Below are 21700 nucleotides of genomic sequence, written 5' to 3'. Positions count from 1 at the left end.
ATACCATTCGTGGCTTTAATTTTCGCTCCATGCATTCCTGATGAGTTTGCAGCCGGGCTGATTTTCATTTTTTGCGGTAATATTGATAAGCACCAGCAAAAGTCTCGCATTTCTCGCTACTTCTACTCTCGCCCAATCTCATTTCGATGAGATTGGTGCTTCTTGCTTTTCATCAGGCATGTTAATGGCCGGCGCTAAACGTCGCTCTTACCATTAAGCCGTGCTAAAGCGCCCGCCAAAGCCAGCCTACTTTTACTTCAACATTCGCTGGCACTAAGTTTGCATCCACTGGATAATATTTAATCAGCCCGGAATAAGCGGTGCGGCACAAAAACGCCAGGAATTTTCCTGGCAGAATGGTTTATCACTGCTTATCTCTTTTCTTATTCAGGGGCGATCTCATATAAGAATATTCAGGATAAAGATCGGCAAATCTAAAGTTTCGTAAATTCCGTCGTTAGGAATTATTCTTATTAGCCGCCCCCTTTCTGGAAAAAACGGTGGTTTATCAAACGCTATTCTCAGGGCCAAATGCCAATAAAAACGCACCGGCAGGTGATAAATATGCAGCAAAATGGCGAATTGATCGCCAGCGTTACGGCCTTAATGACGGTTTAAAAGGGAATAAAAGCGGCCGGAAGCGCAGATTACGGCCAGGTTGAGACGTTAAACGCCAGGCTGACAGCGAAAAAAATGCGATCAAGATCGCTTTTTATCAGGTTTCTCTCGCTGGCCTTAGCGCTTATTTAGCAAAAGAGCGGCAAATTTTGCCGCTCCGCTCTGCGTATTATTCTTAAAACGGTGTGAAATCAGCGGGTCAGCGCATATTGAATGGCGCGACAGCAGCAGAGATTAATGCTCAATTGAGGTCAACAGCGGTTCCGGCTTGATGCGCATCGCCCAGAGCACGCCGAGGATTAAACACAGAATACCCGTTATCGTCAGCAGCGGTGGCCAGCTCTGGCGCCAGAGAAAGGTCCACAGCAAACCGGACAGCGTTTCGAATACGATAAGCGGCCCCATAAAGACCGTCGGCAGCCGCTGGCTGGCGGCGTTCCAGCAAAGGGTGCCAAGCCAGGAGCAGAGCAAACCAATCACCAGCATTAGCGGCAGAAACAGCTGCGGCTGCGGGCCAAACGGCAGGGCGAACGCCGGTCGCTGCCACGCCAGCTGCGCGCTGACCAGCGCATACATCACCAGCGCCAGCGGCAGCGTGACAACGCCCTGCGCCGTTGCCCAGGTGGCGGGCCTGTGCTGCGGATGAGTGCGCAGCCAGCGCGCGTTGCGCAGCGGATACCAGGTCCAGCACGCGACCGCTAACACCGCCAGCGCAATGCCGCTCAGGTAGCGCGTAAGATCCCACTCGCCCCCCTGACCGCGCAGCTCGGCGACATTGACGCACGCCAGCCCCGCGCCAATCGCCAGCAGCGCAGGCGCCAGCCGACGCCAGGCGAGGCGCCCTTCAAGATGGCCGTAACAGAGGTTGGCGGTAATCGCCATCACCACCGGCAGCGTGCCGATAATCATGGTCGATACCGGCGCGCCGGTGCGCTGGATCGCGCTGGCGAGAAAGGTGTAATAAAGAAGGTTGCCTACCAGCGACAGTTTTAGCGCCTCGCGCCAGTCGGCCGCCAGCAGCTTACGCAGGCGGCGGCGATCGAGCCAGGCGAGCGGCAGCGCGATCAGACCAAAGGCGACATAGCGCCCGGCAGACTGCAGCGCGCCGGGATAGTCCGGCACCAGCAGCGGCCCCACGAAAATCAGTCCCCACATCAGCCCTGCGGCAAGGGCAAACAACACGCCAGCTAACATCGTCTCTTCCTTTATTAAAGTGCATAAGGAAGTGTGGCGGAAAAAGCAGGGATAAATCTTGTAGCAGATTGCGGTTAGCTCTGGGTGCCGCGCACCTGTTTTTGATAGCGCACCGGCGTAATGCCGTAGCGCTGGGCGAAGGCGCGGGTGAGGTGCGCCTGGTCGCTCAGGCCGACGCTCGCCGCCACGCTGGCGGCCGACTGCCCGCGCGCCAGCAGCAGCTTGGCTTCATAGAGCCGGTACGCCATCAGCATCTGGTGTGGCGTCACGTGAAAGTGCGCGCGGAAGGCGCGCAGAAAATGCCACGGCGAAAGACCCGCCAGCGCCGCCAGCTCTTCCAGCCTCACCGACTCGGCCAGATTGTCGCGCAGGTAATCACGCACCTGGTCGAAGCGATGACGCCCCTCCTCTTTGCCTCTTTGCGCCATGCGCGCCAGCGGCCGCAGCTGCGCCAGCACCTCGCCCAGCAGGCTTTGCCGCGCCAGCACGCTGTCGGCCTGCCACAGCGCCGAGAGCGCCTGCGACAGCGGCAGCGCCAGCTTTGAATCGGTGCGCAGCGCTTCGCTGAACCACCAGCCGCGATCGCCGGTAAGCTGCGTCATCTCCTCTGGCTGGATATAGATCATCTGGTAGCGCCAGCCCTCCTCGCAGGCGGACTCGCCGGTATGCAGCTCATCGGGATTCATCATCACCAGCGAATGGGTCGGCGCCGTGTATTGCGCGCCGCGATAGCGGAACCGCTGCGCGCCCGATTCGATGGTGCCGATGCCGAACGCTTCGTGCGTATGCGGCTCAAAAGCATAGCGGGTGATATGCGCCTGATAGAGTTCTACGCCTGGCAGCTCGTCAAACTGGCGAAACTGCGCGCGATCTTTTTCGCAGGGAAAAATGGCCGGAACGCCCTCCACCTCTGACTCCTTATTCGCCTGACAGGCAGTCAGAATGCCAGCGATAGCTGACCGATTGCAAAACAGTTTTGCCATTTTGCCCAGCCAGGGTAAGACTGGGCCATCGCAGGCGCAGGGAGAAAGGATAATGTCGCTTAAAACAGTAGTGGTAGTAGATATGCAAAACGGTGTGTTTGCCACGCCGCGCTTTGACCAGGCGGGCTGTACCGCGCGCATCAATCAGCTTACTGAGGCGGCCGACCGCACGATTTTTATATCGCATTGCGAAGGCGAGCTGCAGGAAGGCACGACGGCGTTCCAGCTGCTGGCCGGGCTGCATCAGCCTGAAGGCAGCCTGTATGTGAGCAAAACCGCCTGCGACAGCTTCTGGAGAACCCGGCTGGCCGATACGCTGGCGCAGTTAAACGTCGATGCCTTTGTGATTTGCGGCTGCGCGACCGATTATTGTGTCGATACCACCATTAAAGTCGGGGCGGGATTGGGCTATCGCATTACCGTTGCGGCCGATGCCCACACCACGGCGGATCGCACCTGGGCCAGCGCAGAGCAGTTAATCGGACAGCACAATGAGGTCTGGGCAGGCCTGTCGCTGCCGGGAAATGTGCCTGAGGTGAAAAGCACGGCGGCGATCCTGGCAGAATGGATGCGCCGTGCTGAGTGAAGAAGCGCGGGCAGAAATAAATAAAGCCGCGACGAGCGCGGCTTTATTACAGGAATCTGGATTATCAGAACGGGATATCGTCGTCAAAATCCATCGGCGGTTCGTTGTTGTTGCTCGCCGGCGCGCTCTGCGGCTGCGGACGCGACTGCGCACCGCCGCTGAACTGGTTTCCGCCCTGCGGCTGCTGCGGCTGGCCCCAGCCGTTGTTGTTGCCGCCGCTCTGCTGGCCGCCCATCGGCGCGCCGCCTGCGCTGGCACCGCCCTGCTGACGGCCGCCCAGCATCTGCATGGTGCCGCCGACGTTGACCACTACTTCCGTGGTATAGCGATCCTGGCCGCCCTGGTCCTGCCATTTACGGGTGCGCAGCTGACCTTCGATATAGACCTGCGAACCTTTACGCAGATATTCGCCAGCGACTTCCGCCAGCTTGCCGAACAGCACGACGCGGTGCCACTCGGTGATCTCTTTGTTTTCACCGGTCTGCTTGTCACGCCAGCTTTCCGACGTGGCCAGCGTAATGTTGGCAACCGCGCCACCATTCGGCATGTAGCGCACTTCCGGATCCTGACCCAGATTCCCGACAAGAATCACTTTATTTACGCCACGACTGGCCATGTTGCTCTCTCCCGCTGAGTTAATACTAAGAGTCTAAACGATCAATTCTACCACGTCCTGCCAGGCGATCCCACTTTCGAGCCGTCTCGCAGAAGCGCTCATTTTACACCCAAAACGCAAAAAATACTGGATATTTAATCAGTCTATTTTTTGTGCCATAATACCCTGTTTACGCTAATCGTGTCCGCAAGGCACGGGGCGTGCTGCTCAATCCGGGAAAGGTGAATGGATAAGATCGAAGTTCGTGGTGCCCGCACCCATAATTTGAAAAACATCAACCTGATCATCCCTCGCGACAAACTCATAGTGGTCACCGGCCTGTCAGGCTCCGGCAAGTCCTCTCTTGCGTTTGATACGCTCTATGCGGAAGGTCAGCGCCGCTACGTAGAGTCGCTCTCTGCCTATGCGCGTCAGTTTCTTTCTTTAATGGAGAAGCCGGACGTCGACCATATCGAAGGTCTGTCGCCCGCCATCTCTATTGAACAGAAGTCCACTTCACACAACCCGCGCTCTACGGTCGGCACCATCACCGAGATCCACGACTATCTGCGTCTGCTGTTCGCCCGCGTCGGCGAGCCGCGCTGCCCGGATCACGACGTGCCGCTGGCGGCGCAGACCGTCAGCCAGATGGTGGATAACGTGCTGGCGCAGGAAGAGGGCCGACGCCTGATGCTGCTGGCGCCGGTAGTGAAAGATCGTAAGGGTGAGCATACCAAAACGCTGGAGAACCTTGCGGCGCAGGGCTATATCCGCGCGCGTATCGACGGCGAAGTGTGCGATCTCTCCGATCCGCCGAAGCTGGAGCTGCAGAAAAAGCACACCATCGAAGTGGTTATCGACCGCTTTAAGGTGCGTGAGGATCTGTCGACGCGCCTCGCTGAATCCTTTGAAACCGCGCTGGAGCTCTCCGGCGGGACGGCGATCGTCGCCGATATGGACGACGCAGACGCAGAAGAGCTGCTCTTCTCCGCCAACTTCGCCTGCCCGATCTGCGGCTACAGCATGCGCGAGCTGGAGCCGCGTCTCTTTTCGTTCAACAACCCGGCAGGCGCCTGCCCGACCTGCGACGGCCTGGGCGTGCAGCAATATTTTGATCCTGACCGCGTGGTGCAGAACGGCGAGCTGTCGCTGGCCGGCGGCGCGATCCGCGGCTGGGATCGCCGCAACTTCTACTACTTCCAGATGCTGCGCTCGCTGGCCGAACATCTCAGTTTCGACGTTGAAGCGCCGTTCAACAGCCTGAGCGAGAAAGCGCGCCAGGTTATTCTCTTCGGCTCCGGCAAAGAGAACATTGAGTTTAAGTACATCAACGATCGCGGCGATACCTCGGTGCGTCGTCACCCGTTTGAAGGCGTGCTGCACAATATGGAGCGTCGTTATAAAGAGACGGAATCCACCGCGGTGCGCGAAGATCTGGCGAAGTTTATCAGCAACCGCGCCTGCGCCAGCTGCGAAGGCACCCGTCTGCGTCGCGAAGCGCGTCACGTTTTTGTCGAAAACACCAATCTGCCGACTATCTCCGATATGAGCATCGGCCACGCGATGGATTTCTTCCGCAACCTTAAGCTGAGCGGCCAGCGCGCCAAAATCGCGGAAAAAGTGCTGAAGGAGATTGGCGACCGTCTGAGCTTCCTGGTGAACGTCGGCCTGAACTATCTCTCGATGTCGCGCTCCGCAGAGACGCTTTCCGGCGGCGAAGCGCAGCGTATCCGCCTGGCGAGCCAGATCGGCGCCGGCCTGGTGGGCGTGATGTATGTGCTGGACGAGCCGTCAATCGGCCTGCATCAGCGCGACAACGAGCGTCTGCTCAGCACCCTGATCCACCTGCGCGATCTCGGCAACACCGTGATTGTGGTCGAGCATGACGAAGACGCTATCCGCGCGGCGGATCACGTGATCGATATCGGGCCGGGCGCCGGCGTACACGGCGGCCAGATCGTGGCGGAAGGCACGGTGCACGAAATCATGGCGGTAGAGGAGTCGCTGACCGGCCAGTTCCTCAGCGGCAAGCGCGAGATCGCGGTACCGCAAGAGCGCGTGAAAGGCGACCCGACCAAAACGCTGAAGCTCAGCGGCGCACGCGGCAATAACCTGAAAGACGTGACGCTGACGCTGCCGGTCGGCCTGTTTACCTGTATCACCGGCGTCTCCGGCTCGGGTAAATCGACCCTGATCAACGATACGCTGTTCCCAATCGCGCAGCGCCACCTGAACGGCGCGACCACGGGCGAAGCGGCGCCCTATCGCGAGATCAGCGGGCTTGAGCACTTTGATAAGGTGATCGATATCGATCAGAGCCCGATCGGCCGCACGCCGCGTTCCAACCCGGCGACCTACACCGGCATCTTTACGCCGGTGCGCGAGCTATTTGCCGGGGTGCCGGAAGCGCGTTCGCGCGGCTACAATCCGGGCCGCTTTAGCTTTAACGTGCGCGGCGGCCGCTGCGAAGCCTGCCAGGGCGACGGCGTACTGAAGGTAGAGATGCACTTCCTGCCCGATATCTACGTGCCCTGCGACCAGTGCAAAGGCAAGCGCTACAACCGCGAGACGCTGGAGATTAAGTACAAAGGCAAGAGCATCCATGAAGTGCTGGAGATGACCATCGAAGAGGCGCGTGAGTTCTTCGACGCCGTCCCGGCGCTGGCGCGCAAGCTGCAGACGCTGATCGATGTGGGCCTCTCCTACATCCGTCTCGGCCAGTCGGCGACGACGCTTTCCGGCGGTGAGGCGCAGCGCGTCAAGCTGGCTCGCGAGCTGTCAAAACGCGGTACCGGCCAGACGCTCTATATTCTGGATGAGCCGACAACCGGCCTGCACTTCGCCGATATCGCCCAGCTGCTGGAGGTGCTGCATCAGCTGCGCAACCAGGGCAACACCATCGTGGTGATTGAGCACAACCTTGACGTGATCAAGACGGCGGACTGGATTGTCGACCTGGGCCCGGAAGGCGGTAGCGGCGGCGGCGAAATCCTCGTTGCCGGCACGCCGGAAACCGTGGCGGAGTGCGAGAAATCCCACACCGCGCGCTTCCTGAAGCCGCTGCTGAAGAAAAAGAGCGCCTGACGCTTAGCGATAAGCGGCTGGCCCTTTATGGACGCACCTCAACCATGGGGTGCGTATCCGCGCAAGCCGGCTGGCAGGGCTCTCTCCTTTTGCCTCTTCGCCATCGTCATCCGTACCCCCCCTCAGGCCCGCCGCAAGCGGGCCTTTCTTTTACTGCATATTCCATCGGATAAAAACAGAATCAGGCAAGATTCAGGCATGTATAGGCATAGCCGCGCCAGGGTTCTGTGACTATTCTTTTAACGTTCCTCATTGGCGCGCCCGGTTGGCCGCGCACTCTTATAACGGCGCTCTGCGCGCCGAACGCACGACTCTATTCACGACACAACGAACCTGGAGACACCATGAATATTACGCACGCCTACGCCGCTCAGGATGCAAAATCCCCACTGGCGCCGTTTGATTACAAACCGCGTGAGCTGCGCGCGCATGATGTACAGATTGAAGTGTTGTTCTGTGGCGTTTGTCACTCTGACCTGCACCAGGCCCGCAACGAGTGGAAAAACACCCTTTTTCCTGTCGTGCCGGGACATGAAATTGTCGGCCGCGTAACCGCCGTCGGCGGCCACGCCAGCAAATACAAAGTCGGCGATCTGGTCGGCGTCGGCTGTATGGTCGACTCTTGCCGCAGCTGTCCGAGCTGTCAGGAAGGGCTGGAGCAGTATTGTGAAGTCGGCTTCGTCGGCACCTACAACGGTCAGGATCGCGAAACCGGCGACGTCACCTACGGCGGTTACTCAACGGCGGTGGTGGTTGATGAAAACTTCGTGCTGCGCGTGCCGGAAAACCTCGATCTGGCGGGCGTCGCGCCGCTGCTGTGCGCCGGTATCACCACCTATTCGCCGCTGCGCCACTGGAACGTCGGACCGGGCAAAAAAGTGGGTATCGTCGGCCTGGGCGGCCTGGGCCATATGGGCGTGAAGATTGCGCACGCGATGGGCGCACATGTGGTGCTGTTCACCACTTCGCCGTCGAAAATTGAAGACGGCAAGCGCCTGGGTGCGGATGAAGTGGTGATCTCGAAAGATGCGGATCAGATGGCGCAGCACGCCAACAGCTTCGATTTCATCCTTAACACCGTGGCGGCGCAGCACGATCTTAACCCGTTTATCGCCCTGCTGAAGCGCGACGGCAACATGACGCTGGTCGGCGCGCCGGAGCACGATCACCCGGCACCGCAGGTGTTTAACCTGATTATGAAGCGCCGCAGCATTGCCGGATCGCTGATTGGCGGCATCGCCGAAACGCAGGAGATGCTCGATTTCTGCGGCAAGCACGGCATTACTTCCGATATTGAACTGATTGCGATGAATCAGATCAACGAAGCCTACGAGCGTATGCTGAAAAGCGACGTGAAGTACCGCTTTGTTATCGATATCAATACGCTGCGCGACGAAGCGGCGGCGTAAGGGAAACCCGGCGCGCGGCCTGACGCCGCGCGCCTCTCTCAGGCACCCGCCGCCCGGGTGGTGCCAGCCTGCTGGTAAGAGGCATCCACCAGATAGTAAATCTGCGAATCTTTTAGCGATCCGTCCAGCAATAGCGTGCTCCAGTGCGTCTTATTAAGATGCTCGCTGGGGAAGACATCGCTGTGCTCTTCGCGCAGCAGCTCCGCCAGCGCAGGCGTCGTTTTCAGCGACACCGCCGGGCGTCCCTCCACCTCATGTACCATAGCGAACAGCACGCCGCCGCTTTTAATTTGCGTCGCTTTCCAGTCGCTGTGAACGCTCTGCTCCGCGTCCGGTTTGCTCATGCAGTAAGTCAGCAGATCTGACGTATTCATTTCAACTCCCCTTGTAAAGTAGCGACAATGCGCCGCGCGCCGCCGTGGATGCGGTGTTCGCCTAACCAGATGCCCTGCCAGGTGCCCAGCATCAGCCTGCCGCGCTGTACCGGCAGCAGTAGCGATACCCCCAGCGTAGAGGATTTGATATGGGCCGGCATATCGTCGCGGCCTTCATAGTCGTGCTGATAAGGCGCCTCTTCCGGAACGTGGCGCATAAAATGGTTTTCCATATCGCTGCGCACCGTAGGATCGCAGTTTTCATTCAGCGTCAGCGACGCGGAGGTGTGCTGCAGCAGCAGGTGCAGCAGGCCGGTTTGCACCTGGGCCAGCGCCGGAAGATGAGCGACGATCTCGTCAGTGACCAAATGAAAACCGCGTGATTTCTCACTGAGCGTGAGCGTTTGTTGATGCCACATGCCTTGTTCCTGAGTTGGTTACACCGTTTAAGTGTGCAATAAGTCGCGGAAAGGTAAACCTGAAGGCGAAAAAAAACCGTCAGCCTGCGCGGACGGTTTGCATCGGGTACAAGGTGGGGGTGGCACAAGTGAGAGCGGCCGATCGCAAAGAAGTAAAAGCGTCATCCATGCCTGCCCCGCGACATCTTTATCGCGGAGGGCTTTGCTCTTCGCCCCTGCTACCCGCCTGCAGAGATCATCAGCTGCATCACATCACGGCGGCAAACGCCTGCGCGACCTGCTGCACATTATTGCTGTTAAGACCGGCAACGCAGATACGCCCGCTGCCGACCAGATAGATGCCGAACTCTTCGCGCAGGCGATCCACCTGCTGTGCGCTCAGGCCGGTATAGCTGAACATGCCGCGCTGCTTCAGCAGGTAGTCGAAGTTTTTGCCGGGCAGCGCCGTGCTGAGCACGTCTACCAGGGTTTTGCGCATGGCGATAATACGCAGGCGCATCGCCTCTACTTCCGCCAGCCAGTTCGCCTTCAGCGCGTCGTCGTTAAGCACGCGCGCCACCACCTGCGCGCCGAAGTTCGGCGGGCTGGAGTAGTTGCGGCGCACCGTGGCTTTCAGCTGGCCCAGCACGCGGCCCGCCTCTTCGGCGCTGTCACATACGACAGAGAGGCCGCCGACGCGTTCGCCATAGAGCGAGAAGATTTTCGAGAAGGAGTTGCTGACCAGCGCTGGCAGGCCAGCGGCGGCAACCGCGCGAATGGCGTAAGCGTCCGCTTCCATGCCCGCGCCGAAGCCCTGATAGGCAATGTCGAGGAAGGGAATCAGCTCCTGCGCCTTCAGCACCTCAACGGTTTGATCCCACTGCGCGTCAGAGAGGTCCGCGCCGGTCGGGTTGTGGCAGCAGGGATGCAGCAGCACGATGCTCTGCTTCGGCAGGGTTTTCAGCGTCGCCAGGAAGGCGTCGAATTTTACGCCGTGGGTCTCCGCGTCGTACCACGGATAGCTCTTCACCTCGAATCCCGCGCCGTTGAAAATCGCCACATGGTTATCCCAGGTTGGATCGCTGACCCAGACGCCGGCATTCGGGAAGTAGCGCTTGAGGAAATCCGCACCGACTTTCAGCGCGCCGGAGCCGCCCAGCGTCTGAATGGACGCGATGCGCCCCGCCTTCAGCATCGGGTGGTCGGCGCCGAACAGCAGCGGCGCAATGGCGTTACGGTACGCGTTGAGGCCTTCCATCGGCAGATAGAGCGACGCCTGCTGCGGCTCGGCTTTAAGCTGTTCTTCTGCGGCGGCGACCGCCTGGAGCTGAGGGATAATGCCCTGCTCGTCATAGTAGAGGCCGATGCTGAGATTGACTTTATTCAGGCGCGGATCCTGTTTAAAGGTTTCCATCAGCGACAGAATCGGATCGCCGGCGTAGGCGTCAACGTTTTGAAACACGGTGCAGATCTCCATGTATGGTCGTAAAAATCAGAGGTGTATGCAGCATTAAACCATGTATCGTCCGGGACGATGGTTCATGGCGATGATCAGGTTAAGGATCACTGCGCCCGCGACCGACGCTAACAGCATCGGCACGCTGACGACAAACAGCGACGCCAGCACGACGCAGGTATCGACCGCCATTTGCAGTTTCCCGGCGCGCAGCCCGATGCGATCCTGCAGCCACAGCGCCAGAATATTGATTCCGCCCAGGCTGGCTTTATGACGAAACAACACTATAAACCCAATGCCCATGATCACGTTACCGAACAGTGTCGCATAAAAGGGATTGAGCGCGGAAAAGTGGACGAAGAGCGGATGAAGATGGGTGAAGAGCGACACCAGCCCCACCGCGCAGAAGGTTTTCACGGTGAACTCCCATCCCATGCGGCGCGCCGCCAGCCAGTAAAACGGCAGGTTGATCAGGAAAAAGGCGCTGCCGAAAGAGAGCGGCGTCAGATAGCCGATCAAGAAGGCGATGCCGGCGGTGCTGCCCGTCAGCGCCCCCGCCTGTCTCAGCATAATGACGCCGAAAGAGACCATCAGCGTGCCGAGCACTATCGCCAGCGCGTCTTCGATACGTGAATGGGGAATGCGGGTAGGGTCTACAACGTTATCCATAGGTAATCTCATTGCACTCTGAGCCGAAAAAGCGTGGCGTTAAGATGCAAAAAACGCACCATGCCGTCGGCTTATGGCCGCCTTCGGCAGGTGCCAGTGATTATCCAGTTGATAACTAAGGCGCTTTTATTGCTTATTTTCGCGCACGCCTTGCGGTTAAACCGTCAATTCATGCGCAAATTCGAGTTTTTACGCATATCTTTTGCATCATATGGCGCGCAATTGCACCAAATAAGCACATCATGCACTCTTTTGGCGCGCCTTGTGCGCCGGGGCCATCATCAGGCCGTTCTCTTTGAGTCGACCCAGCACGACCGAGGTTTTCACATGGGACACGCTTTGATGGCCCGCCACCAGCTGGCTAATCAGCGCGCTCAGCGACGCCAGATCCGCTACGGCGACCTTGAGCAGATAATCGGCGTCGCCGGTCGTTTTGTAGGCGTCGACGATCGCCTCTTCCTGCTCCACCATACGGTGAAAGCTGTCGACGTAGTCGGCGGTATGGTTAATCAGCCGTACCTCAATCAGGCCGACCATGCCCAGGCCGATCGCATCAGGCGACAGGCGCGCATGATAGCCAAGAATTAAATTCGCCTGTTCAAGGTTGATGCGGCGACGCGAACACTGCGAGGCCGACAGGCCCACTAAATCGCTCAGCTCCTGGTTGGTCAAACGGCCGTTAGATTGTAATAAGGTCAGTATTTTCAGGTCGTAATCATCTACGTGAGTCATGCTGCTTCCAGTGCGTAAACGTGCGCTGTGATACAGATAACCCGATTAAAGGCGGGGTTGTCCAACACTATTTTCTGATGATGCGAGGCGGCATGCACAGATCGTGCATGCCGGAATAGAAAGGTTATTCGTCGTCGTAGGCCGGGCCAGCATAGTTGTCGAAGCGCGACCACTGACCGTTAAACGTCAGGCGAACCGTACCGATAGGGCCGTTACGCTGTTTACCCAGAATAATCTCGGCGATGCCTTTAAGATCGCTGTTCTCATGGTAAACCTCGTCGCGGTAGATAAACATAATCAGGTCGGCATCCTGTTCGATAGAGCCCGATTCACGCAGGTCGGAGTTGACCGGACGTTTATCGGCGCGCTGCTCCAGCGAGCGGTTCAGCTGCGACAGCGCCACCACCGGCACGTTAAGCTCTTTCGCCAGCGCCTTGAGCGAGCGAGAGATCTCGGCAATCTCCAGCGTACGGTTATCGGAAAGCGCCGGCACGCGCATCAGCTGCAGGTAGTCGATCATAATCATGCTCAGCCCGCCATTTTCGCGGAAGACGCGTCGCGCGCGCGAGCGCACTTCGGTCGGCGTCAGGCCGGAAGAGTCATCGATATACATATTCTTCTTCTCCAGCAGGATGCCCATTGTGCCGGAGATACGCGCCCAGTCCTCATCGTCAAGCTGGCCGGTACGGATGCGCGTCTGATCCACGCGCGACAGCGACGCCAGCATACGCATCATAATCTGCTCGCTGGGCATCTCGAGGCTGAAAATCAGCACCGGCTTGTCGTGCAGCATGGCGGCGTTTTCGCACAGGTTCATGGCGAAGGTGGTTTTACCCATCGACGGACGCGCCGCGACGATAATCAGATCCGACGGCTGCAGGCCGGCGGTCTTTTTATTCAGGTCCTGATAGCCGGTATCGACGCCGGTTACGCCGTCGTGCGGCGTTGAGACCAGCGATTCGATGCGCGAGACCGTGGCTTCCAGCACCTCCTGAATGTTCTTCGGCCCTTCATCTTTGTTGGCGCGCGACTCGGCGATTTTAAAGACGTTGGATTCGGCGAAGTCGAGCAGCTCGTCGCTGTTGCGCCCCTGGGGATCGTAACCGGCATCGGCGATCTGATTCGCCACCGAGATCATCTCGCGCACTACCGCGCGTTCGCGCACGATATCCGCATAGGCACCGATGTTCGCCGCGCTGGGGGTGTTTTTCGCCAGCTCCGCCAGATAGGCGAATCCGCCCGCCATCTCCAGCTCGCCGCGCGTTTCCAGCGACTCGGAGAGCGTGATGAGGTCGATAGGCTGGCCCGCTTCCAGCAGACGCTGCATCTCGGAAAAGATCAGACGGTGCGAGCGGTTGAAGAAATCTTCCGCCACGACGCGCTCGGAGACGTTATCCCAGCGTTCGTTATCCAGCATCAACCCACCCAGCACCGACTGCTCCGCTTCAATCGAATGCGGCGGCATTTTAATACCTTCCAGCTGACGGTCGGGCGTGTCGTTCGATTTGTTGGTGGGTTTATTTCCTGCCATAGTGAATGCAATACCGATGTTCTGAGGGGACGCGCCAGTATACCTGATGGCGGCGCGCCTCTCACGCCTGATGTTGAACAATCACAGGAGTAAAAATGGCAAAGCGTATTCAGTTTACCGCGCAGGGCGGGCCTGAGGTGTTGCAGTGGGTTGACGTCGATCCTGCCGATCCTGCTGAGCGCGAAGTGCAGGTAGAGAACCGCGCCATCGGCATTAACTATATTGATACCTACGTGCGCAGCGGACTTTATCCGGTGCCCGCCCTGCCTTCAGGCCTCGGCACCGAAGCGGCGGGCGTGGTGAAGCGCGTCGGCAGCGCGGTGACGCGCTTTAAGCCGGGCGACCGGGTGGTCTATTGCCAGGCGGCGCTGGGCGCCTACAGCGAACTGCACAACGTGGCGGAAGATCGCCTGATGCTGCTGCCGGACGCCATCAGCTTCGAGCAGGCCGCCGCCAGCTTTCTGAAAGGGCTGACCGTACACTATCTGCTGCGTCAGACCTACCGGGTGAAACCGGATGAAACCTTTCTGTTCCACGCGGCGGCGGGTGGCGTTGGCCTGATCGCCTGCCAGTGGGCAAAAGCGCTTGGCGCGCATCTTATCGGCACCGTCGGGTCGGCGGAAAAGGCGAAGCTGGCGAAAGCGGCGGGCGCCTGGGCCACCATCAACTACCGCGAAGAGAATATTGCCGAGCGCGTCAGCCAGCTCACCGAGGGTAAAAAGGTCGCGGTGGTGTATGACTCGGTGGGTAAAGATACCTGGGAAGCGTCGCTGGATTCGCTGCGTCGTCAGGGTCTGATGGTGAGTTTTGGTAATGCTTCCGGGCCGGTTAAAGGCGTCGATTTGAGCATACTCAACCAGAAAGGTTCGCTGTTTGTTACCCGCCCTTCGCTTTACGGCTATATCACCAACCGCGAAGAGCTGGAGCACGCCAGCAACGATCTCTTCTCGCTGCTCGCCAGCGGCGCCATCAAGGTCGAGGTGCCGGAGCAGCAGAAATTCCCGCTGAAAGAGGCGGAGCGGGCGCACCGCACGCTGGAGAGCCGCAGCACCCAAGGCTCTAGCCTGCTGATCCCATGAGCCCTGAACGCAAACGGGGCTTCCCGTAGGAAGCCCCTTTTCTTTTTATCGTTCGCGCTGGTGTAGGGACAGCGGCGATGAATTCATGTCGACTCAACGACAGTTATCCTGGCAGAAAACATAAGTAAAAAATATGTTTAATTGCAAAACAGGCATAAGCAATCTGTCACTCTGTGATCTCACCCGCAATTAATAGCCGCGGCGTCGCTCTAACCTGCTGATTTTGCGGCGCAGCTTGCGGCGCGCACGCTCACGACCGTCGCCGCAAAAGGCGCGATATGCCCAGGCGGCCACCAGCGCCAGCGCCAGCCAGGGCAACAATTTGATTACAAGTGCAAACAGGCCGCCGATAAACATCACCACGGTAGCGACCACCAGCGCCGCCATCACGCCCAGCAGCGAGACGCCCGTCACCAGCAGCATCAGGAAAAAGCCCAGCACAAACAGAATTTCCACGTTGTTACTCCTCTTGTTAGTTCTACAGCCTTATTACAAGAAGCGTGCCAGAGTGTAACTTATTGTCCTGTAAGCAAAACGGCCAGAGTAACGCTGGCAGCAATGGTGAATTTCCCTGAATTCTGGCGTAAAAAAAACCAGCACTCAGGCTGGTTTTTATCGACTGCCGCAGGCGATCAGGCTTCCTGCGGGATCTTGTCCGCCACCAGCGCCAGCGCGGCTTCCAGCACGCGCACGTCTGCGCCCGGCTTGTGGGCGTTTTCACTCAGATGGCGACGCCACTGGCGCGCGCCGGGAATCCCCTGGAACAGGCCGAGCATATGACGCGTGATATGGCCAAGATAGGTGCCCTTCGCCAGCTCCGCCTCAATATAGGGATACATGCTGCGCACCACCGCCACCGGATCGGCTACCAGCGCATCACGGCCAAACAGCTCGCGATCCACCTGCGCCAGCAGGCCGGGATTCTGGTAGGCCTCACGGCCCATCATTACGCCGTCGAGATGCTGCAGATGGACTTTGGCCTCTTCCAGCGATTTTACGCCGCCGTTGATGGCGAGCGTCAGCTGAGGAAAATCACGCTTCAGCTGATAGACGCGTGGATAGTCGAGCGGCGGGATTTCCCGGTTCTCTTTGGGGCTCAGGCCGGAAAGCCAGGCTTTACGCGCGTGGATAATAAAGGTGTCGCAGCCGCCGCGCTGCGCGACGGTGCCGACAAAATCGGTCAAAAATGCGTAGCTGTCCTGATCGTCGATGCCGATGCGGGTTTTTACCGTCACCGGTATTGAAACCACCTGACGCATCGCGTCGATACATTCAGCCACCAGCGAAGCTTCCGCCATCAGGCAGGCACCGAAACGCCCATTCTGAACGCGATCGGAGGGACAACCGACGTTGAGGTTCACCTCATCGTAGCCACGCTCTTCTGCCAGCTTCGCGCACTGGGCCAGCGCCGCCGGATCGCTGCCGCCAAGCTGCAGCGCAACCGGATGTTCCGCCTCGCTGTAGGCCAGATAGTCGCCCTTGCCGTGAATAATGGCACCGGTGGTGACCATTTCGGTGTAGAGCAGCGCGTCGCCGGTCAGCTGACGATGAAAATAGCGACAGTGTCGGTCGGTCCAGTCGAGCATCGGCGCGATGGAAAAACGTTGCGAGGAGAAAGAGTTGCTCATGAAGCGCAGAAAATCCGTTAAGGGTGATGATAATCTGCGCAATGATAGCACATTAACAGGGTGTCGGGCGACTCTGCGTCGCCCGGTTTAGAGACGGCTAAGCATCGCCGATCAGAAGTTAAACCCGAGCTGCATCATCGCGCCCCAGGTATTGTTGTCGCCCACTGAACCAGCCAGATCCAGATGCACCGCGTTGTTGAACGGCGATACGCCAAAACCGGCGGTAAAGACATTTTCATCGTTGGATTTCATATCCGCGCGGTAGCCAGCGCGCAGCGCCAGCCAGTCCAGCACGCGGTATTCCCCACCGACGCCAGCATACTGGCTGCTCTCTTCCGACTTAAAGCGTTTCGTTTCGGTGAGATCCACATCCAGCGCCGCGGTAAAGGGACCGCCGCTCCAGGAGAGGCCAGAGGTCACCAGCGGACGGATCTGGTAGGTGTCGCGATAGCCGTTGGTCTCTTTGGTCTTCAGATCGCGCGACACCAGGTTCTGCCCGGTAACGCCCAGCGTCCAGTTATCGCCCAGCGGCGTTGCTAAACCAGCGTCGACGTTAAAGCCGGTATTATCGTTGCGGTAGCGGCTGCCGTTGAGGTCGTTTTTATCGTAGTTGTAGATGCTGGCGGTGTAGTTATAGAGCCAGGTTTTCTGAATTTTCGGCGTCACGCCGAGCGAAACTGGATGGCCCGCCACGTTAAACTCGTGCGCCACGGCGATACCGTAATCGGTGACCAGCGCCGCCAGGCCGTTTGCGCTGGAGCGCAAATTATTCTGGTCGCCCGGTACGGGAATACGGGTGCCGTCCGCTACGCCGTTAAGATAGTCGATATCGCTCTGCGCCACGTTGGCACGCAGGTGAACCGTGCCGTACGCCTTGGTGATAAACGCAAACGGCAGGGTTTCGTTAGGGACCGTAACCGCCAGCGCGACGCCCGCCGTACCGTTGGCCTTGTTACCGCGCAGATCGCGCAGCTGGTTCGCCACGTCCCGTGACGCCGCTTTAAGCTGCGGATAGCCGTTAAGATAGTCGCGGAAGGTCAGGCCGTTGATAACGTCACGATAGCGATTAACGGTATCGCTGATGTCATCGACCTTATCGACCATCTTGTCTTTATCGGTAATTTGCAGGCCAGCAGAGGGAAAGATAATGCCGACATTGTCGTCCGGCTGCGCACGCGTCATCAGCGCCGGGTTTGCCAGCACGGCGGAGCTCCACGTCGAGGAGGCGACGCCGGTACCGCCCATCGCGTCGTTGCGCGCGTCATACCAGGTTCCCGCAGCCATCGCGGAAGAGGAGAGAAAGAGCGCGTTTAAAACAGCAGGATATAAAAGCGCAGAGCGCCGGGTGGTTTTGTTCGCCATTTGTCTGCCATCACCTTGATCAGGAAAACATTCATCATCGGAATTTGTCGTTAGCGCTATTGTGTATCGCGGCTAACGGTTCATTGCTGTGAATTTAGTTGAAACAGCACTGTTATTCGCCGGATTGGATGTTTTAGCTACAAATCGGCGCTTTTATTATTTAGGGGGATAATCAAAAAGGATATTGAGGCCAGCAGTTGCTTAAGGCCTCTTGAACATTAGTGCTTAACCTGGTGAGTTGTAAAGCAAAACTCTCTTTTTGTTAATTTATGTCTTAACAATGTTGGCACTGATTAGCATTAGCGAAGCGAGTTCACCAGCCAGCGGCCAGCCTAATGTATTGATATTAATGGAAGATGACAGGTTCGGCTCTGAAAGCGCGCAACCTGAGCGCAAGCGCATCGGGTGTGATAAGATAACATCTCGTTTTTAGCGGAGAATCACCATGTCGACAATGACGCCAGATAAAATCATGACCCAGGCAGAGAAGCTCTGTCTGCAACGCGGGGTGCGCCTGACAGCGCAGCGCGCTGAGGTGTTACGTCTGATGGCTGCGCAGCATGGATCGATTAGCGCTTATGATTTACTGGATCAGCTACGCGCCAGCGAGCCACAGGCAAAGCCGCCGACGGTCTATCGCGCGCTGGAATTTTTGCTGGAACAGGGCTTTATTCACCGCGTGGAGTCAAACAACAGCTATGTGGTTTGCCACCATTTTGAAGCGCCGGCGCATACCTCGGTGATGCTGGTCTGCGATCGCTGCGCGGCGGTCACGGAAAAGCAGGCGCAGGGCGTAGAGAATATTATTGCCGATCTGGCTGGCGAGGCGAGCTTTACGCTACGGCACAGCGTGATTGAGGCGCACGGGCTCTGCATGAGCTGTGCGGAAGTTGAAGCCTGTACGCATAAGGATAGCTGCGGGCACGACCATGAGTCAGAAGGGAAAAAGCGCGGAAGAAGAGGCTAAGCAGCACGTCCCTGTGCCGGTCGCTCAGGCAAGGCCTGAGCGAGAAGATTACCAGCGGTAATCTTTGTTATTGCTTTCCCAGTCTGAGACCTCTTTCTCTGCCTCATCCTTAGCGTAACCGTAGCGTTCCTGAATTTTGCCGACCAGCTGATCGCGTTTGCCTTCGATAACCTGCATGTCGTCGTCGGTCAGCTTGCCCCATTTTTCTTTGAATTTACCTTTGAACTGCTTCCAGTTACCGCTCGCTTCGTCTTTGTTCATGTCAGACCTCCACGTCATCCTTAGTTTTACATACCACCACATAATGGTGATACGACAATACAAAGCGCTGCTGTGTCGCGCTGTTGTAAGTTAATTATAGTAGACGAATCGGCAACTGCCGCAGAAATACAGAATAATCTGTTTAGCGCAGCGCGTTAAGGCTGCCGCTGCGCGCGATAATCAGTTTGCAAACCAGCGGTTTAGGCGCCATTCGCGCCGCCAGATCCACCAAAGCGAAACGCCGCGCAGCGCAAGAAAAACCGTTACCGCCAGCCACAAACCGTGGTTGCCCAGCGAGGGTAAGGTCAGCAGCGTCAGGAAGTAACCGAGCGCGGCCACCGCCATGCTGTTGCGCATTTCGCGCCCGCGCGTCGCGCCGATAAACAGCCCGTCCAGCAGATAGCACCACACGCCAGCCAGCGGCAGAATGATCTGCCAGATAAGATAGCGATCGACCAGCTGCTGCAGCGACGCCAGCGAAGTCAGCATCGACACAATAGCGTCACCGCTCGCCGCATAGATTAGCGCGAAGGCGAGCGCAACCATGCCCGCCTGACGACAGGCGGCGTGCCATACTGACAGCAGCCTGTCGCCGTCGCGCGCGCCATAGGCCTCGCCGGAAACGGCTTCCACCGCATAGGCGAATCCGTCGAGCGCATAGGCGGTAAAGGTAATAAACATCAGCAGGACGGCATTGGCGGCGACGATCTCTGGCCCCAGGCGCGCGCCGATAAGCGTCAGCGAGGCAAAGCAGAGCTGCAGCAGCAGGGAGCGCAGCATAATGTCGCGGTTAAGGCGCAGCAGGCGACGGATATCGCCGCGCCAGCTCCTCTTCAGCATCGTCATTGATATGCCGCGTAGCTTCAGAACCCGCCATACCATCGCCAGCCCTACCGCCAGCGTGACATATTCCGCCAACGCCGTCGCGGTCGCCGCGCCGGCCACGCCCCACTTCAGACCGAGCACCAGCCAGAGATCGAGCAGAATATTTACCGTGTTGCCCACCACCAGCAGCACAACCGGCGCACGGGCATACTGCACGCCCAGCAGCCAGCCGAGGATAACCATATTTGCCAGCGTTGCCGGCGCGCTGAGCCAGCGAATATGGATAAAGATGGCGGCCTGCTCCAGCACCTGGGGATTGCCCCCCGCCAGCCGGCCCGCCAGCGCGCTAAGCGGATCGCGCAGCAGAATAAACAGCAGGCCCGCAAGCAGCGCCATCAGCAGCGGCTGCGTCAGGGCGCGCGCCAGCGCCTGCGCATCGCGCGCGCCAAAGGCCTGCGCGGTAAAGCCGGTGGTGCTCATGCGTAAAAAGAGTAACAGCATAAAGACGAAGCTGGTCGCGGTCGCGCCAATCGCTACGCCGCCAAGGTAAACCGGACTGTCGAGATGGCCGATAACGGCGGTGTCCACCAGGCCGAGCAGCGGCACGGTGATATTAGAGAGGATCATCGGCAGCGCCAGCCGCCAGAGTTGTCGATCGTCAGCAGAGAAGAGACGCATCAGCCGGTCCATGCCTGAAAACGTAAAAAGGAGCGAGGCGGCCTCAATGCGGCGCTAGCCGCAGGAGGAGGCGCGTGAAAAGATTATCGTACAGACGCCTGGCGAAGCGATACAGGCGTCTGAAGGCGAGCGGTCAGAGCCACTCGCCGTTGCGCACCACGCCCACTGCCAGACCTTCAACGGTCAGCGACTGCGTGCGGGTATCGACGATAATCGGTTCGAAGTCGTTGTTTTCCGGCAGCAGATGAACCACGGTGCCCTGCTTTTTCCAGCGTTTTACCGTGACTTCGTCATCGATACGCGCCACAACAACCTGACCGTTACGCACATCCTGCGTTTTATGCACCGCAAGCAGATCGCCATCCATAATGCCGATATCTTTCATCGACATACCGGCAACGCGCAGCAGGAAATCAGCAGAGGGCTTAAACAGGTCGGGATCGACTTTATAGTGCGTCTCAATATGTTCCTGAGCCAGCAGCGGCTCGCCAGCGGCGACGCGGCCGATTAACGGCAGCCCGTTGGACTCTTCCTCTTCCATCAGCAGGCGAATGCCGCGTGATGCGCCGGAAACGATCTCAATAACGCCTTTACGCGCCAGCGCTTTAAGGTGTTCTTCGGCGGCGTTGGGGGAACGGAACCCCAGCTGCGAGGCGATCTCCGCACGCGTTGGCGGCATGCCCGTCTGGTTGATATGGTCGCGAATCAGGTCATAAACCTGTTGCTGCCTGGTGGTTAATGCTTTCATCCCGCCCCCTGGTTGTTTATACAGTCGCTGTGAGTATATACAGGTATTGGTGAAATGAAAACCAAAACCCAGGGAAATAACAGCCGTTTGGGCCATTGTGGAAAGCCTACCGCAAATGCGTCCAGAGCAGCGCGATCCAGATGAACAGCGCCAGTATAATAGCGAGCAAAACGGCGGCGGAGCCCATATCTTTCGCTCGTCCCGACAGCGGGTGACGCTCCTGGCCGATACGGTCGACCACCGCTTCGATTGCGCTGTTGAGGATCTCGACAATAATCACCAGCACCACCGATCCAATCATCAGGATGCGCGCGACGGTGTCGACATCCAGCCAGCAGGCGATAGCGATAGCGACGATGGCGGCCGTGGCCTCCTGACGAAACGCGGCTTCATGCTGCCAGGCGGCGCGCAGCCCCTGCCACGAGTAGCCTGCCGCTTTTACAATCCTGAGCAAACCGGTGGTATTACTTGCCATTGCGAGGGAACCCTTTAGGTTGTTTGACGTCAATGTCTGGGCCAGGTG

Annotated in this window: 21 protein-coding genes; 5 read left to right on the top strand and 16 right to left on the bottom strand. The window is 58.5% G+C overall.

Annotated features, from left to right (window positions below; translation table 11 throughout):
• Positions 1-852 precede the first annotated feature (852 nt).
• Both MHZ97_RS03700 and MHZ97_RS03695 read right to left on the bottom strand, forming a co-directional pair.
• Positions 853-1812 carry a DMT family transporter gene (locus MHZ97_RS03700; RefSeq protein WP_239313627.1) on the bottom strand — a complete coding sequence of 320 codons (960 nt, stop codon included), beginning with the start codon at positions 1810-1812 and terminating at the stop codon, positions 853-855.
• 74 nt (positions 1813-1886) lie between these two features.
• Positions 1887-2720, bottom strand: a complete 834-nt coding sequence (locus MHZ97_RS03695) for an AraC family transcriptional regulator (RefSeq protein WP_239313630.1) — start codon at positions 2718-2720, stop codon at positions 1887-1889.
• A gap of 127 nt (positions 2721-2847) precedes the next feature.
• On the opposite strand from MHZ97_RS03695, the gene MHZ97_RS03690 reads away from it, so the two are divergent.
• Entirely contained in the window at positions 2848-3381 is a 534-nt protein-coding gene (locus MHZ97_RS03690) for an isochorismatase family protein (RefSeq protein WP_103794023.1), read from the top strand.
• 64 nt (positions 3382-3445) lie between these two features.
• Here MHZ97_RS03690 and ssb1 read toward each other — a convergent pair whose 3' ends face one another.
• The gene (gene ssb1 / locus MHZ97_RS03685) at positions 3446-3997 is read right to left on the bottom strand and encodes a single-stranded DNA-binding protein SSB1 (RefSeq protein WP_103793662.1); all 552 of its coding nucleotides are present in this window, start codon (positions 3995-3997) and stop codon (positions 3446-3448) included.
• Positions 3998-4222: 225 nt separating this feature from the next.
• Between ssb1 and uvrA the strand changes: the two genes are divergently transcribed.
• Positions 4223-7060, top strand: a complete 2838-nt coding sequence (gene uvrA, locus MHZ97_RS03680; RefSeq protein WP_103793661.1) for an excinuclease ABC subunit UvrA — start codon at positions 4223-4225, stop codon at positions 7058-7060.
• 344 nt (positions 7061-7404) lie between these two features.
• The gene (locus MHZ97_RS03675; protein WP_033793196.1) at positions 7405-8469 is read left to right on the top strand and encodes an NAD(P)-dependent alcohol dehydrogenase; all 1065 of its coding nucleotides are present in this window, start codon (positions 7405-7407) and stop codon (positions 8467-8469) included.
• A gap of 38 nt (positions 8470-8507) precedes the next feature.
• On the opposite strand, the gene MHZ97_RS03670 is transcribed toward MHZ97_RS03675, so the two are convergent.
• The 6 genes from MHZ97_RS03670 to dnaB form a co-directional block, all read right to left on the bottom strand.
• Positions 8508-8843: an MmcQ/YjbR family DNA-binding protein gene (locus MHZ97_RS03670; RefSeq protein WP_103793660.1), complete on the bottom strand. Its 336-nt coding sequence runs from the start codon at positions 8841-8843 to the stop codon at positions 8508-8510.
• Positions 8840-9262, bottom strand: coding sequence for a secondary thiamine-phosphate synthase enzyme YjbQ (locus tag MHZ97_RS03665; RefSeq protein WP_239313633.1), 423 nt, complete (start codon positions 9260-9262; stop codon positions 8840-8842). Before MHZ97_RS03665 ends, MHZ97_RS03670 begins: the two co-directional genes overlap by 4 nt.
• A gap of 247 nt (positions 9263-9509) precedes the next feature.
• Entirely contained in the window at positions 9510-10703 is a 1194-nt protein-coding gene (locus MHZ97_RS03660; RefSeq protein WP_239313636.1) for an amino acid aminotransferase, read from the bottom strand.
• 48 nt (positions 10704-10751) lie between these two features.
• Complete coding sequence (locus MHZ97_RS03655; protein WP_239313639.1) at positions 10752-11366, bottom strand: YitT family protein; 615 nt, start codon at positions 11364-11366, stop codon at positions 10752-10754.
• 240 nt (positions 11367-11606) lie between these two features.
• On the bottom strand, positions 11607-12098 hold the full coding sequence (locus tag MHZ97_RS03650; RefSeq protein WP_103793657.1) for an Lrp/AsnC family transcriptional regulator: 492 nt from the start codon (positions 12096-12098) through the stop codon (positions 11607-11609).
• Between the two features lie 124 nt (positions 12099-12222).
• Entirely contained in the window at positions 12223-13629 is a 1407-nt protein-coding gene (gene dnaB / locus MHZ97_RS03645) for a replicative DNA helicase (protein WP_103793656.1), read from the bottom strand.
• Positions 13630-13724: 95 nt separating this feature from the next.
• Between dnaB and MHZ97_RS03640 the strand changes: the two genes are divergently transcribed.
• Positions 13725-14708 (top strand): quinone oxidoreductase, encoded by a 984-nt coding sequence (locus MHZ97_RS03640; RefSeq protein WP_103793655.1) that lies wholly within the window; start codon positions 13725-13727, stop codon positions 14706-14708.
• 189 nt (positions 14709-14897) lie between these two features.
• Here the strand turns inward: MHZ97_RS03640 and pspG are convergent, their stop codons facing one another.
• From pspG to MHZ97_RS03625, 3 genes are all read right to left on the bottom strand, one after another.
• A complete protein-coding gene (pspG, locus tag MHZ97_RS03635) occupies positions 14898-15164 on the bottom strand; it encodes an envelope stress response protein PspG (protein WP_103793654.1) in 267 nt (88 codons plus the stop codon).
• 176 nt (positions 15165-15340) lie between these two features.
• Entirely contained in the window at positions 15341-16336 is a 996-nt protein-coding gene (dusA, locus tag MHZ97_RS03630) for a tRNA dihydrouridine(20/20a) synthase DusA (RefSeq protein ID WP_239313642.1), read from the bottom strand.
• Positions 16337-16447: 111 nt separating this feature from the next.
• A complete protein-coding gene (locus MHZ97_RS03625) occupies positions 16448-17698 on the bottom strand; it encodes a conjugal transfer protein TraF (RefSeq protein WP_239313645.1) in 1251 nt (416 codons plus the stop codon).
• Between the two features lie 445 nt (positions 17699-18143).
• Between MHZ97_RS03625 and zur the strand changes: the two genes are divergently transcribed.
• A complete protein-coding gene (gene zur / locus MHZ97_RS03620) occupies positions 18144-18665 on the top strand; it encodes a zinc uptake transcriptional repressor Zur (RefSeq protein ID WP_103793651.1) in 522 nt (173 codons plus the stop codon).
• Between the two features lie 48 nt (positions 18666-18713).
• On the opposite strand, the gene MHZ97_RS03615 is transcribed toward zur, so the two are convergent.
• The 4 genes from MHZ97_RS03615 to MHZ97_RS03600 form a co-directional block, all read right to left on the bottom strand.
• Positions 18714-18926, bottom strand: coding sequence for a CsbD family protein (locus MHZ97_RS03615; protein WP_103793650.1), 213 nt, complete (start codon positions 18924-18926; stop codon positions 18714-18716).
• Between the two features lie 180 nt (positions 18927-19106).
• A complete protein-coding gene (dinF, locus tag MHZ97_RS03610; protein ID WP_239313648.1) occupies positions 19107-20429 on the bottom strand; it encodes an MATE family efflux transporter DinF in 1323 nt (440 codons plus the stop codon).
• Positions 20430-20562: 133 nt separating this feature from the next.
• Positions 20563-21177 (bottom strand): transcriptional repressor LexA, encoded by a 615-nt coding sequence (lexA, locus tag MHZ97_RS03605; RefSeq protein ID WP_033749144.1) that lies wholly within the window; start codon positions 21175-21177, stop codon positions 20563-20565.
• A 106-nt stretch (positions 21178-21283) separates the two neighbouring features.
• Positions 21284-21652, bottom strand: coding sequence for a diacylglycerol kinase (locus MHZ97_RS03600; RefSeq protein ID WP_103793648.1), 369 nt, complete (start codon positions 21650-21652; stop codon positions 21284-21286).
• Positions 21653-21700 lie beyond the last annotated feature (48 nt).

This window comes from Pantoea sp. ACRSC (assembly GCF_022346785.1).
GTDB lineage: Bacteria > Pseudomonadota > Gammaproteobacteria > Enterobacterales > Enterobacteriaceae > Pantoea > Pantoea alvi.
This window is presented reverse-complemented; position numbering and strand designations above follow the sequence as displayed.

Coding starts and splice junctions, on each gene's coding strand:
- MHZ97_RS03700 (WP_239313627.1), bottom strand. CDS start 1,812: ATGTTAGCTGGCGTGTTGTTTGCCCTTGCCGCAGGGCTGATGTGGGGA.
- MHZ97_RS03690 (WP_103794023.1), top strand. CDS start 2,848: ATGTCGCTTAAAACAGTAGTGGTAGTAGATATGCAAAACGGTGTGTTT.
- ssb1 (WP_103793662.1), bottom strand. CDS start 3,997: ATGGCCAGTCGTGGCGTAAATAAAGTGATTCTTGTCGGGAATCTGGGT.
- uvrA (WP_103793661.1), top strand. CDS start 4,223: ATGGATAAGATCGAAGTTCGTGGTGCCCGCACCCATAATTTGAAAAAC.
- MHZ97_RS03675 (WP_033793196.1), top strand. CDS start 7,405: ATGAATATTACGCACGCCTACGCCGCTCAGGATGCAAAATCCCCACTG.
- MHZ97_RS03670 (WP_103793660.1), bottom strand. CDS start 8,843: ATGAATACGTCAGATCTGCTGACTTACTGCATGAGCAAACCGGACGCG.
- MHZ97_RS03665 (WP_239313633.1), bottom strand. CDS start 9,262: ATGTGGCATCAACAAACGCTCACGCTCAGTGAGAAATCACGCGGTTTT.
- MHZ97_RS03655 (WP_239313639.1), bottom strand. CDS start 11,366: ATGGATAACGTTGTAGACCCTACCCGCATTCCCCATTCACGTATCGAA.
- MHZ97_RS03650 (WP_103793657.1), bottom strand. CDS start 12,098: ATGACTCACGTAGATGATTACGACCTGAAAATACTGACCTTATTACAA.
- dnaB (WP_103793656.1), bottom strand. CDS start 13,629: ATGGCAGGAAATAAACCCACCAACAAATCGAACGACACGCCCGACCGT.
- MHZ97_RS03640 (WP_103793655.1), top strand. CDS start 13,725: ATGGCAAAGCGTATTCAGTTTACCGCGCAGGGCGGGCCTGAGGTGTTG.
- dusA (WP_239313642.1), bottom strand. CDS start 16,336: ATGAGCAACTCTTTCTCCTCGCAACGTTTTTCCATCGCGCCGATGCTC.
- MHZ97_RS03625 (WP_239313645.1), bottom strand. CDS start 17,698: ATGGCGAACAAAACCACCCGGCGCTCTGCGCTTTTATATCCTGCTGTT.
- zur (WP_103793651.1), top strand. CDS start 18,144: ATGTCGACAATGACGCCAGATAAAATCATGACCCAGGCAGAGAAGCTC.
- MHZ97_RS03615 (WP_103793650.1), bottom strand. CDS start 18,926: ATGAACAAAGACGAAGCGAGCGGTAACTGGAAGCAGTTCAAAGGTAAA.
- dinF (WP_239313648.1), bottom strand. CDS start 20,429: ATGCGTCTCTTCTCTGCTGACGATCGACAACTCTGGCGGCTGGCGCTG.
- lexA (WP_033749144.1), bottom strand. CDS start 21,177: ATGAAAGCATTAACCACCAGGCAGCAACAGGTTTATGACCTGATTCGC.
- MHZ97_RS03600 (WP_103793648.1), bottom strand. CDS start 21,652: ATGGCAAGTAATACCACCGGTTTGCTCAGGATTGTAAAAGCGGCAGGC.